General features: G+C 68.9%; 11 protein-coding genes and 1 pseudogene. 6 read left to right on the forward strand and 6 right to left on the reverse strand.

Annotated features, from left to right (window positions below; translation table 11 throughout):
* The 3 genes and pseudogenes from ACQI46_RS24385 to ACQI46_RS24395 all read left to right on the forward strand — a co-directional run.
* A complete protein-coding gene (locus tag ACQI46_RS24385) occupies positions 1-852 on the forward strand; it encodes a TIGR03619 family F420-dependent LLM class oxidoreductase (protein WP_427096625.1) in 852 nt (283 codons plus the stop codon).
* Between the two features lie 90 nt (positions 853-942).
* Positions 943-1,311: a hypothetical protein gene (locus tag ACQI46_RS24390; RefSeq protein ID WP_427096626.1), complete on the forward strand. Its 369-nt coding sequence runs from the start codon at positions 943-945 to the stop codon at positions 1,309-1,311.
* A 1,730-nt stretch (positions 1,312-3,041) separates the two neighbouring features.
* Positions 3,042-5,456, forward strand: a pseudogene (locus tag ACQI46_RS24395) (cation-translocating P-type ATPase); the annotation flags it as partial.
* Positions 5,457-5,503: 47 nt separating this feature from the next.
* On the opposite strand, the gene ACQI46_RS24400 reads toward ACQI46_RS24395, so the two are convergent.
* Positions 5,504-5,728: an Rv1535 domain-containing protein gene (locus ACQI46_RS24400; RefSeq protein ID WP_427096627.1), complete on the reverse strand. Its 225-nt coding sequence runs from the start codon at positions 5,726-5,728 to the stop codon at positions 5,504-5,506.
* On the opposite strand from ACQI46_RS24400, the gene ACQI46_RS24405 reads away from it, so the two are divergent.
* Complete coding sequence (locus ACQI46_RS24405; protein WP_427096628.1) at positions 5,696-5,968, forward strand: hypothetical protein; 273 nt, start codon at positions 5,696-5,698, stop codon at positions 5,966-5,968. The genes ACQI46_RS24400 and ACQI46_RS24405 overlap by 33 nt on opposite strands.
* A 3-nt stretch (positions 5,969-5,971) precedes the next feature.
* Here ACQI46_RS24405 and ACQI46_RS24410 read toward each other — a convergent pair whose 3' ends face one another.
* Together ACQI46_RS24410 and ACQI46_RS24415 are read right to left on the reverse strand one after the other, a co-directional pair.
* Positions 5,972-6,403 carry a VOC family protein gene (locus ACQI46_RS24410; protein ID WP_427096629.1) on the reverse strand — a complete coding sequence of 144 codons (432 nt, stop codon included), beginning with the start codon at positions 6,401-6,403 and terminating at the stop codon, positions 5,972-5,974.
* Between the two features lie 2 nt (positions 6,404-6,405).
* Positions 6,406-7,176 (reverse strand): SDR family NAD(P)-dependent oxidoreductase, encoded by a 771-nt coding sequence (locus ACQI46_RS24415; RefSeq protein WP_427096630.1) that lies wholly within the window; start codon positions 7,174-7,176, stop codon positions 6,406-6,408.
* A gap of 93 nt (positions 7,177-7,269) precedes the next feature.
* On the opposite strand from ACQI46_RS24415, the gene ACQI46_RS24420 reads away from it, so the two are divergent.
* Positions 7,270-7,944, forward strand: coding sequence for a nitroreductase family protein (locus tag ACQI46_RS24420; protein WP_427096631.1), 675 nt, complete (start codon positions 7,270-7,272; stop codon positions 7,942-7,944).
* On the opposite strand, the gene ACQI46_RS24425 is transcribed toward ACQI46_RS24420, so the two are convergent.
* A complete protein-coding gene (locus ACQI46_RS24425) occupies positions 7,941-8,864 on the reverse strand; it encodes a TIGR03564 family F420-dependent LLM class oxidoreductase (RefSeq protein ID WP_427096632.1) in 924 nt (307 codons plus the stop codon). The two genes, ACQI46_RS24420 and ACQI46_RS24425, sit on opposite strands and share 4 nt — an antisense overlap.
* A gap of 26 nt (positions 8,865-8,890) precedes the next feature.
* A complete protein-coding gene (locus tag ACQI46_RS24430; protein ID WP_427096633.1) occupies positions 8,891-9,637 on the reverse strand; it encodes an SDR family NAD(P)-dependent oxidoreductase in 747 nt (248 codons plus the stop codon).
* 72 nt (positions 9,638-9,709) lie between these two features.
* On the opposite strand from ACQI46_RS24430, the gene ACQI46_RS24435 reads away from it, so the two are divergent.
* Positions 9,710-10,534 carry a mycofactocin-coupled SDR family oxidoreductase gene (locus ACQI46_RS24435; protein ID WP_427096634.1) on the forward strand — a complete coding sequence of 275 codons (825 nt, stop codon included), beginning with the start codon at positions 9,710-9,712 and terminating at the stop codon, positions 10,532-10,534.
* An 83-nt stretch (positions 10,535-10,617) separates the two neighbouring features.
* Here the strand turns inward: ACQI46_RS24435 and ACQI46_RS24440 are convergent, their stop codons facing one another.
* Complete coding sequence (locus ACQI46_RS24440) at positions 10,618-12,219, reverse strand: GMC family oxidoreductase (RefSeq protein WP_427096635.1); 1,602 nt, start codon at positions 12,217-12,219, stop codon at positions 10,618-10,620.
* Positions 12,220-12,236 lie beyond the last annotated feature (17 nt).

The raw sequence follows: 12,236 nt of genomic DNA on the forward strand, positions 1-12,236 counted from the left end.
ATGCACATCGGTTTCGTCAGCCTGAACACTCCGCGCGATCTCGCGCCGGATGCCCTTGCCGTGGAGCTGGAGCATCGCGGCTTCGAGTCGTTGTGGGTCGGCGAGCACCCGCAGATCCCGGTCTCGGCGGCCGGTTCGCTGCCGGCTGCCCTGCTGCATTCCCAGCAGCGGATGTGGGACCCGCTGATGTCACTGCTGCTCGCCGCGCGGTCGACCACGACGCTGCGTCTGGGAACCGCGGTCGCCCTGCCGCTCGAGCATGAACTGTTCACGTTCGCCAAGCAGGTCGCCACACTGGACCAGTTCAGTGACGGGCGGCTGCTGCTCGGCATCGGCGTCGGTGTCCGCACCGAACTCGAGACGGCGAGCTCGATCCGGTGGCCACAGCGCTACCGGGCACTGGCCGAGATGGTTGCCGCCCTGCGGACGCTGTGGACCGACGAGCAAGCCGAATTCCACGGCGCACACTACGATTTCCCGCCGGTCTGGTCCTTCCCGAAGCCGCACCAGCGACCGGGGCCGCCGATCCTGGCGGCTGCGACGGGCCCCACGGCGATCGGCGAATGTCTTCCGTGGGCCGACGGTTGGCTGCCCGGTGACGCCGCATTCCACGATCTGCCGACGGCCGTCGCCGACTTCCGGCGCCGCACCGAGGAGGCAGGCCGCGACCCCGCGACCCTGGACCTGACGATCATGGCCTGGGGTGACCCGTCGGCCAACCGGCTCGCCCGCTACCGCGATCTCGGCTTCACCCGCGTGGTGATCGGGGGCGGACGCCGCGACGCTGACGACCCCTCGACCACGTTTCCATTCCTGGACCGCTACACAGAGGTGCTCGGCGAACTCGGGTGACCCCCTGTTCCATAACAGTGCGGCCGAAATCGGTGTACAACGGAATCTACGGGGAAGACCACTCGCAAGCACCAGCGCGAGGAGCGTGCGATGAACATCGTTTCTGCGGCCACCCGAGCAGTGACCAAGACGGCGGATATGACGACGGCGGCAGCCGGAGCGGTGGGCGGCGCGGCCGTCAACGGCGCGGTCGGCGCCGTGCGGGGCGCGGCATCAGGAGTGCGCGCGGGCCTCGACAACGGCAGCCGGTCGCCGGCCGCCGCAGCACTGACAATCGGGGCCATCGGTGCAGCCGGGTTGGTGGAGTGGCCGGTACTGCTCACCGTCGGCGGAACCGCGCTGGTGGTGCATCAGCTGTCTCAGCGCGGCAACATGCCCAGCGAAGCCGAGGAGCCTGAGAAGCCACCCTCGCGACCCACCAAGAAGGCGACCGCTTCGCGACGCGCAACCCAGAAGTGAACCTGTTCGGGCGGCTCTTCGACAGCGCCGCCGCAGCCGTCAAGGAACTCGCAGGCGGCACGCCCAGCCGTCGGTGCTGGCGCAACGAAAACCGCTGCTGGGTCGAGGTGCGTGGCCTCGACGGCGACAACGGCAAGCCACTGGGACGTGCAGTGCTCCGCACCGCCCGCGCCGAACCCGGGGTTCGGACTGTCGGGCTGAATCACTCGCTGGCTCGGCTGGTGGTGACGGTCGACGAGGACGGACCGTCGCTGGCTCGCCTGTGCGAATTGGTCGCCGACGTGGAGCGCGACGTTTCGGCGGACGCCGAACCGAACGCCGGACGCATGCCGACCGAGCTACCTGCCGACGGCATCGTCCTGGCCGGGAAAGTCATCGCGGCCACCGCCAGCGGCGTCGGGCTGTGCGCGGCGGTCATGGGCCGGACGCTGGCATGGCCGGTGTTGCCGTCAGGCCTGACCGCGGCGGTCACGCTGATCGACTACGAACCGCGCTTGCGCGACCTCGTGGAACGGCGACTGGGGCACAACGCTGCCGACACCGCGATCGCGATCGCCGCCGCAACCGTGTACGCCGCGACCACGACCCCCTCCTCGCTGGCCGTCGAAACGGTTCGGCACCTCTACTCAGTCGGCGAAGCACTGGCCAACTCCCGCGCCTGGCAACGCCGCGAACCGGTGCTCGCCCGCCATCCCGACGATCCGCATCCAGGGCCGCTTCCCCAGCGTCCATGTCCGGCGCCACCCGGCCCCGTCGAGCGTCATGCCGGTCGCAGCGGTGCGGCACAGGCAACGGCCGCGGCGGCGGTCGGCATGTTCACTCGCGACATCAACGCCGCCGGCACTGCGGCGGTGGTCACCACCCCGAAAGCCGCGCGCCACGCCCGCGAGGGTTTCGCCGCCGCGCTGGGCCGCGGCCTCGCCGACAAGCACGACATCGTCGCCCTCGACCCTCAGGCCATCCGCCGCCTGGACCGGGTCGACGCCGTGGTCGTCGACCCGCGCGTCCTGTTCACCGGGGACCTGCGGATCGGCCGGCTTCGCGGCATCTCCGACCATGACCGGACCGCGGCGTGGCAGTGGGCGCGCGACAGCCTGGAGCGCGGCGAACTCAACGTCGGGTGGCACCACCCCCCGGTGCGCACCAACGGCAACGGCGCCTCCCGCGCCGAGGTGCTGGTGCGCCATACACACCATCCGCTGGCAGCCGGTGTGCTCGGTGAGGTGCGCCGGGCGGGAGCCGAGCTGGTGTCGGTGCGCAGCGACGAACTCGACGACCTTCGGCCGTCCTTCGACGAGTTGTATCCGCTGAACGGATCCGTCGACGCGTCGCTGTTGGGCACTGTCCTTGCGCTGCAACAGGCCGGCCGCACCGTTGCCGTGATCACTTCGGCTGCACCGCAAGCTCTCTCGGTTGCCGATGTGTCGATCGGGCTGGTGTCCGGCGGCGACGCCCCGTGGCGGGCCGACCTGCTGGCCGCCGACCTGGCCGCGGTGTGGCGGGTCATGCATGCCCTGCCTGCGGCGCGCCGAGCCAGCGAGCGCGGCGTGCAACTGGCCACAAGTGCCAGCGCGCTGGGTGCCTTGCTCATGATCCCCGGCGTCCGCGGGCGCGGACCTGGACCGGTGACCGCCGGCGCCGCCGCGGGATTGACCACCGGTCTGATGCTGGCCCACGGGACCCTACGGGATCCGACGCCGAGCCCGGTGATCACCCATGAGTGGCACTCCATGTCACCCGACGAGGTACGACAGGCCCTGCCGCCGCCGGAACGCGCACCGGCTCAGGACAACTCGCTGATCGCCTCGGCGACTCAGGCGTCGTTCACCCTGGCGTCCCGATTGACTGGTCCACCACTGCGGCTCACCGCGGATCTGGTGGGCGCTCTGCGCCGGGAGCTTTCCGACCCGCTGACCCCGATCCTCGCCGTCGGCGCCGGGGCGAGCGCTCTGCTCGGATCGCCGGTCGACGCGATCCTGGTGGGCTCGGTGCTGGCCGGCAACTCGATTCTTGCTGCATCGCAGGAAGTTCGGGCGGAGCGACTTCTGGGTCGTCTGCTGGCCGTTCAGGTACCTCCGGCACGGCTGGTCACCGATGACGGCTACCGGACAGTCGAGGCCGCACAATTGCGTCCAGGTGATCTGATCGAGGTGCGCCCCGGTGAGGTGGTGCCTGCCGACGCGCGGATCATCGACGCGAGCGATGCCGAACTCGACGAGTCCGCGTTGACCGGCGAATCCCTTCCGGTGCCGAAAGGTGCCGCCGCCACTCCGGGCGCGGCTCTCGGCGAGCGCAGCTGCATGCTCCACGCCACTACGACGGTGGTCGCGGGGACTGTCGTGGCCGTCGTCACCGCGGTCGGCGAGCACACGCAGGCGAGCCGGGCGGTACACGTCCAATCGGCGGGCAGGTCCGCGGTCGGACTCCAGGCGCAGTTGCGCGAATTGACCGACAAGGCACTGCCGTTGAGCCTGGCCGGTGGCGCGCTGGTCAGTTCCCTGAGTCTGCTGCGCCTGGCACCCCTGCACCGCGCGGTGGCCAGCGGCGTGGCCGTCGCGGTTGCCGCGGTACCGGAAGGTATGCCGCTGATCGCCACACTTGCTCAGCAGACGGCGGCACGTCGGCTCACCCGTGCCGGGGTGCTCGTCCGCAGCGCGCGTTCGGTGGAGGCACTGGGACGCGTCGACGTGGTCTGCTTCGACAAGACGGGCACGCTCAGCGAGAACCGCCTGCGTGTTGCGCAGGTTCACAGCGCCGAGGGCCTCGCCGAGAAACAGGTGCTCGAGTACGCCGCACGTGCCACTCCGCCGAGGAACGGCCATCGTCACGACCACGCCACCGACGGTGCGGTCGTCGAATCGGCCGGCGACGTGCCGCCTCCGGGCCCGGGCACGATGTACCTGCCGTTCCGCTCCGGGCGGCCGTTCTCGGCGTCCCTGGACGGCAGCGATCTGTTCATCAAGGGGGCACCGGAGGTTGTCCTGGCCGCGTGCACGGGCTTGGACCCGCAGACCCAACGTGCGGTGCAGGACATGGCGAAATCCGGTCTGCGAGTCATCGCGGTGGCCAATCGCACTCTGACCGAGCGGCAGTCCCAGGCCGCGCGCCGCACCGACGACACGCTGATCGACCTGTGTAGCAAGCGTTTACAGTTCGTCGGTCTGCTGGGCTTGTCCGACACCCCACGCGCGGAGTCGGCATCGTTGCTGGCGACGCTGCGCAGACAGCACATCGGGATTCGGTTGATCACCGGCGATCACCCGGTGACCGCGGCGGCGATCGCGACCGAACTCGGGCTGGCGGTGACCGCGGACCAGGTGATCAGCGGCGCTGATTGGGGTGCACTTTCCCGGCGCGACCAGGAACGGGTGGTACGCGATGCCCTGGTGTTCGCGCGGATGACACCCGAGCACAAGGTGCAGGTGGTGCAGACGCTGGAACGTACCGGGCAGGTCTGCGTGATGGTCGGAGACGGCGCCAACGACGCCGCGGCGATTCGCGCGGCCACCGTCGGCGTCGGGGTCGCGTCGCGGGGTAGCGACCCCGCGCGTACAGCCGCCGATGTGATGCTCCTCGACGGACGAGTCGGGTCCCTGTTGGATGCGCTCGACGAGGGACGTCAGCTCTGGCGACGGGTGCAGGCCGCGGTGTCGATCTTGTTGGGCGGCAATGCCGGCGAGGTGGCGTTCTCCGTCATCGGGTCGGCGTTGACCGGCAGTTCACCGTTGAACACCCGACAACTGCTGCTGGTGAACATGATGACCGACGCGCTGCCCGCCGCGGCACTGGCCGTCAGTCCTGCGCGACGCAACGGCGACGACGTGACACACGGCCCGAACCATGCGGCGATCTGGCGGACCGTTGCCATCCGGGGGACGACGACGGCCGCGGCCGCCACGTCGGCCTGGGTGCTCGGCGGCTTCACCCTGACGCCGCGGAGAGCATCGACGGTGGCACTGGTGGCGCTGGTGACCACGCAGTTGGGGCAGACGCTGCTCGATTCGCACAGCCCGTTGGTGGTCAGCACCGCGGTGGGATCGCTCGCCACACTCGCCGCTGTGATCAGTACGCCGGGACTGAGCCACCTGCTGGGCTGCACGCCTTTGGGGCCGTTGGGTTGGGCGCAGGCCCTCGGGACGGCCGGCGTGGCGACCGCCGCCGCGGGCTGTGCACCCCGGCTGATGAGCCGAGTTCAGTCGCCGATGTCGATGACACCGAGCCGCCAGAGCACCGCGTACAACTCGCGCAGCGGTACGGCGAAGAGCCCGGAGACCACGGTCACCGGGTCGGACGACGGTGTGAGCGCAGGTGAAGCAACCACGTTGTCGACGGTCCGCACCAGGAGCGTCCAGACGACCAACGCTTGGTGACGGGAAGGTGACGAATGGCGGAATCCTCGAGAACCGGGGCATCGCACGCCGATGCGGTCCAGCGCGTCCGGGAGGCTCAGTCGTTCGCGATCGACCTACCGATCATCGGGCACATTCGCATCCCGCGACCGGAACAATTGGCGTTCTACGGGGCACTGGGCCTGCTGGCCGCGACGGAGATCATCGAGTGGCCGGTGGCCCTGGTGCTCGCCGCGGGCCACGCGCTGCAACAGAACGAACACAGCCGGGTGGCGCAGGAAATCGGTGAAGCGCTCGAGGATGTGTAGGGGCTACGCGTCTGCGGGGACGGGTCGTACCCGCTCGCTGACCAGCTCGAGCAGCTGACCGTCCGGGTCACGCACCATGCACGCGTATCCGCCGCCCGGATCGGCGATGACACCGCCACCGTGTGCGGTCACCGCCGCCTGTGCGGCCCCCATGTCCGGCACCGCGATCGAAAGATGCGTCAACCCGGCACCGACCATGCCGCGCTCGGGCTCGTCCGGAACCGGATAACCCGAGAAGGTCAGCAGCTGCAGCACGACGCCCTCGTTGCGCAGGTAGGCCGCTTCGAAGCCGATGGGAGGCTCCAGCCCCAAAAGGGCCTGCGCCATCTGGTCGGGCACCTTCAAACGCTTGACCTCACTGAAACCGAGCGCCTCGTAGAAGGCTCTCGACGCGTCGATGTCGCGCACCCGCAGACCGATGTGGCTGACGTTCATCGTCACACTCCTGCCGGGCCGGGGCCGCCGTGCATGTACAGCGTCTGCCCGGAGCAGTAGCTCGATGCGTCGGAAGCGAAAAACAGCACGCCGTAGCCGATCTCGTCAGCCTCGGCGATCCGGCCCGAGCCGTTGGTCTGACCGATCATGTCGATGTCGAAGCCTTGCCGCTTCGCGTCGGCCTCCAGTCCGGGGGTACGGACGGCACCGCAGGCAATGCAGTTGACCCGCACACCCTTTCGCGTCCACGCTGCAGCCATCGATCCCGTCAGGTTCTGCAGACCGGCTTTGGCGGCACCGTAGATCGGCGCCTGCGGCATGGCCAGCAAGCCGGCGCCCGACGAGATGTTCACGATCGCTCCCTTGCCCTGGGCGATCATCGGTTTGGCGGCCGCCCGGGACAGATACCAGGCACTGGACAGGTTCAGGTCGAGCACCTGGTGCCACTCGTCGTCCGTCCACTTCATCAGGGACTTGGTTTCCCCTCCGCCGGCGTTGTTGAGCAACACATCCAACCGCCCGAACTCCCCGACCGCGGCGTCGATGAGAGCTTGGCACTGCTCGGCGCTGGTCACGTCGGTCGGCACAGCGAGGGCACGGCGTCCCAGGGCCTCGATGTCGGCCGCGGTCGCTTTCAGCGGCTCCTCCCGTCGGCCGGCCAGCACGATGTCGGCGCCGCGCTCGGCCAACACCAGCGCCGAGGCCCGGCCGATCCCGGTGCCGCCACCGGTGATGACCGCCACCCGCCCCTCCATCGAGAACCTGTCGCTCACAGCATCACTCCCGTCTCCACATCCGATATGCAGTACGACTGTACAGCACGAAGGTTCTCGACAAGCCCGCTTACGTCGAGTACACCAATGGACATGCCGCATCCGACCGACGATGTCTGGGAAGTCCTGTCGACCGCGCGATCCATCCGGCGGTTCACCGACGAACCCGTCGACGACGAGACACTGGACCGCTGCCTGCAGGCCGCCACCTGGGCTCCCAACGGCGCCAATGCCCAGCTGTGGCGGTTCATCGTGTTGGACGGCCCCGAACAGCGCGCGGCGGTCGCAACGGCCGCCAAAATCGCCTTGGAGTCAATCGAATCCATCTACGGCATGTCCCGGCCGGCACCCGACGACGACAGTCGCGCCGCGCGCAACAATCGCGCCACCTACGAATTGCACGACCGGGCAGGCGAGTTCACCTCGGTGTTGTTCGCCGCGTACAAGAACGAGTTCTCGTCGGAGTTTCTCCAGGGCGGCTCAATTTACCCGGCGCTGCAGAACTTCTATCTCGCCGCCCGCGCGCAGGGATTGGGTGCGTGCATCACGAGCTGGGCATCCTACGGCGGCGAACAGGCGCTGCGCGACGCGGTCGGCATCCCCGACGAGTGGTTCCTGGCGGGGCATGTGGTGGTGGGATGGCCGCGCGGTCGGCACGGCCCGGTGCGGCGCCGTCCGCTCTCGGACGTGGTTTTCCGCAATCGTTGGGATCCCGAGCGTGCCGACATCACCTATGGCCGCGGCGCACGCCCACGCGGCGGCGGTTAGCCGAGCAAGGAGCGCAGGAGCGCGCGGGTGCGCCCCAGCGAGGCTTTGCGCTGATCGCGGTCAGCTCCGACCGCGACGGGTTGCGCCCACACATCGGTCGCCCCGACGTCGACCAGCTCGGTGAGCCGGCGCGCCACCAGGTCTTCGTCACCGACGATTCCGACGTCCGCGGCGGCGGCGCCACCGCCCGCCTTGATGATGTTCTGGTAGTTGACCATCCGCTCGTAGCCGCCGGCGGTTGCGGCGATGGCGGCGCGCGCTTCGGCGACGTCGTCGTGCACTGCCACCGGCAGGCCGGCCACGATCCGCGGGGGCGGCTTGCCCTGCGTGCGCGCGGCGTCGCGCAGGACCGGGGCTATGCGCTCGCCGATCACCGCAGCCGAGGCCATCCACAGCACCACGCCGTCGGCCAGATCGGCGGCCACCGCAAGCATTTTCGGTGACAACGCCGACAACAGCACCGGAACCGGATACTCCGGTGCCACGATGCGTCCCCCGCTGTGGGTGCTCCAGTAGGTGCCGTCGACATCGGCCTCGGCACCGGACAGCAGCGTGGTCACGATCTGCAGATACTCGCGGGTGTTGCGTGCCGGCTGCTCGTAGGACAACCCGAGCACATCGCGGACGATGGGTTCGTGCGACGGTCCCATTCCCAGCGTCAAGCCGGGCCGACCCATCGCGTTGGCCGCCGCGACAACGCGATTGGCCTGCAGCAGCGGATGGCACGGATAGGTCTGCAGCACCGCGGTACCCAGCTCGATCGACGTGGTGGCCCGGCCCGCGAGTGCCATCGCGACCAACGGGTCGCCGGCCACCGAGCTGGCGTACCACAGCGAGGTGAAGCCGTCCTCCTCGGCGCGCTGGGCCTGCGCCACGATCTTGTCGACGGTGGTGGCGCCGCCGGTCAGTCCGATCCGCATGGGCCGCGCAGCATCCTGAGCCGACGTCACAACACCGCACCGCCGTTCACGCCGATGACCTGGCCGGTGACATAACCTGCCGCCTCCGAGCACAGGAATGAGCAGACTGCGGCGACGTCTTCGGGTCCGCCGACCCGGCCGGCGGGGATGGCCTGGGTGAGGTATTCGTCCGGGGGCAGCTTGCCCTCGGCCTGCTGCTGCCGCAGCATCGGCGTCTCGATCGCGAAGGGGGGCACAGAGTTCGCCGTGATGCCGTGTTTGGCGTAGTCGCGTGCGACGGTCTTGGTCATCGCGATGACTCCCCCTTTGGTCGCCGAGTAGTGGCCCTGGCGCGGCGCGCCCTGCTGACCGGCTGCCGACGAGATCGTCACGACGCGGCCCCACCGCGATTCGACCATGTCGGCCAGCGCGGTTCGGATGCTGAGGAATGTGCCGGTGAGATTGACCGCCAGATAGCGGTTCCACTCGTCGAGGGTGATCCTGTCGAATCGCGTGAAGCCGCCGATCGCCGCGCTGGTGACCACGATCTGCACCGGCCCGAATTCGTTTCGCACCGAGGTAAACGCGGACTGCACCGACGCTTCGTCGGAGACGTCGACGCCGATCGCCACGGCCTGTCCGCCACTCTGGCGTATCCGCTGTGCGACACGTTCGGCGGCCTCCCCGTTGAGGTCGAGCACCGCGACGCGGTGACCGTCGGCGGCAAGAGCGCCACAGATCGCCTCACCGAGGCCCGAGGCGGCCCCGGTCACCACTGCTACCCGTCTCACCATTTCTCCTCACCAATACTGTACGGATGTATAGCACAGGCTATATTCGCGGACAACCAACCGTCAGGAGAGTTCATGCCGCAGGAATCGCCACGCCGCGTCGCCGTGATCACCGGTGCCGCACGGGGTCAGGGGCGTAGCCACGCCGTGGCACTGGCCGCGCAGGGCATCGACATCATCGCCGTCGACCGCTGCGCCGACATCGAGTCGATCCCCTACCCGCTGGCGACCGAGCAGGACCTCGCCGAAACCGCCGAGCAGGTGCGTGCGGTCGGCGGGGAGATCGAGACCGTCGTCGCCGACGTACGCGACCTCGCTGAGCTGCAGAACGGCATCGACCGAGGCATCGCCCGGTTCGGCGACATCGACATCGTGGTGGCCAACGCCGGGGTCGTGGCGATCGGCTTGCCGGATCCGACCGACAGCGCGGTGTACCGGGACATCGTCGATGTGAACCTGGTCGGCGTCTGGCACACCATTGCTGCGACGGCGCCGTCGATGATCCGTCGCGGTATCGGCGGGTCGATGGTGTTGGTCTCGTCGATGCAAGGCCTGGTCGGCCGTGGCGGCGATGGCAGCGCGGCGACCTTCGCCTATGCCGCTTCCAAGCACGGGGTGGTCGGGCTGATGCGCTCGGCAGCCAATGCCTATGCGCAGCACAATATCCGGGTGAACTCCATCCACCCGACCGGTGTCGCGACGCCGATGATCTTCAACGAGCACATGGCCAACGTGGTCGCGGCGAATCCGGAAGGCACCGGAATGGGCGGGAATCTGCTGCCGGTGCCCTACGTCGAACCGGAGGACGTCACCGCGGCCGTCGTCTTCCTCGTCAGCGACGGAGCCCGCTACATCACCGGTACCGCGCTGCCGGTCGACGCCGGCAACGCGGTGATGTGAACCCCTCGCCGAGATTGCATCCCCTGCGCTGATTTGGCGACTTGACGCGCGTGGAATGCAATTTCGGCGGTGATGTGAACGGGCTAGCCCCCGTGCAGGATGAAATCGGCGGCGCGCCAGGCCATCGCCATCATGGGCCCGTTCAGGTTGCCGGCGACGATGGTCGGCATCACCGAGCAGTCCACCACCCGTAGGCCTTCCACTCCGCGCACCCGCAACTGATCGTCGACGACATCGTGGTCGCTGGGCCCCATGGCACACGTGCCGACGGCGTGGTAGCCGCAGTAGCCGCCGTCGAGTGCCGCGTCGACCAGTTCGTCGTCACTGCGCACCTGCGCTCCCGGATAGGTTTCGCCGCTGAGGCGTTCGGCAATCGGCGACTGCGCGAAGATCGAGCGCATCGTGCGGAGCAGCTTGGCCGTGGTGTCACGGTCGTAGTCACTGGTCAGGTAGTTCGGGGTGATGCGCAGCGCGGCCGCGGGATCGGCCGAGGTAATCTCGAGGTGCCCCTCCGAGGTGGGCCGCAACACCATCCCGAGGCAGGACGCCCCGGGCTCGCGCTGGATCGCGACGGGCTCGCCGACGTTGTAGGGCGGCAGCGTGTAGGGACCCATCATCACCTGGCAGTCGGGGCGCTCGGCGTCAGGCTGCGCCTTGACGAACCCGACGACGTCGAAGGACGGCGCAGACAGGGGCCCCCGCCGGTTGGCCAGGTACTTCATGCCTGTGAGCGCCTGGCCTGTGGCCGTCGCGAGGTACCTGTTGTAGCCGAGGTCCTCGTTGAGGCCGAATCGGAGTGTGGCGCAGCGGTGTTCGTGCATTCCACGGCCCACCAGGTCGCGCTCGACACGAACCGGGACACCGGCGGCTGACAACACGTCACGGGGGCCGATACCGGAGAGCTGCAACAGCTTCGGTGAGTTCAGGCTGCCGAGCGACACGATGACCTCGCGGCCGGCACGTAACTGCTCGACGCCGCCGGAAGTGCGGACTTCCACGCCGACGGCGCGGTCGCCCTCCAGCAGCACGCGCTGAACGAGCGCGCCGGTGCGGACTGTCAGGTTGGGGCGGCGCATCGCGGGCTTGAGGAACGCGGTGGCTGCGCTGACCCGGCGGCCGTTGCGGATGGTCGATGTCGCGTAGCCGATTCGTTCACCGTCGGATTCGTTGATGTCCTCGACGCGCCACATGCCGATCCGCGTTGCGGCGTCGATCATTTCCTCGCACAGCGGGTCGGGGTCGCGGGGCACCGAGATGTTCAGTGGCCCGCCGGTGCCGCGCGTGGCGGAGGGCCCGAACTCGTTGTGCTCGAAGCCCTTGAAGATGGGCAGGATCTCGTCCCAACCCCACCCCTTGTTGCCCAGACGTTCGAGCCCGTCGTAGTCGGCGCGGTTTCCGCGGTTGTAGATGAGGCCGTTGATCGCGGAAGAGCCGCCGAGCACCTTGCCGCGCATCCACTGTTCGACGTGGGGCTTGGGTCCGAACGGGGTGGTCTCGTAATGCCACATGTACTTCTCGGTCTCGAAGACCTTGCCCGCACCCTTGGGGATGTGGAACCAGGGGCTGCGGTCCCCGCCGCCGGCCTCGAGTACCAGAACGCGCACGTTCGGGTCTTCCGAGAGGCGATTGGCCAGGACGCACCCGGCCGAACCGGCCCCGGCGATGATGTAGTCGTAGCTGGTCACTGGCTGAATCCGCCTCT

Source organism: Mycobacterium sp. SMC-4 (genome assembly GCF_050205565.1).
In the GTDB taxonomy this organism is placed as follows: domain Bacteria; phylum Actinomycetota; class Actinomycetes; order Mycobacteriales; family Mycobacteriaceae; genus Mycobacterium.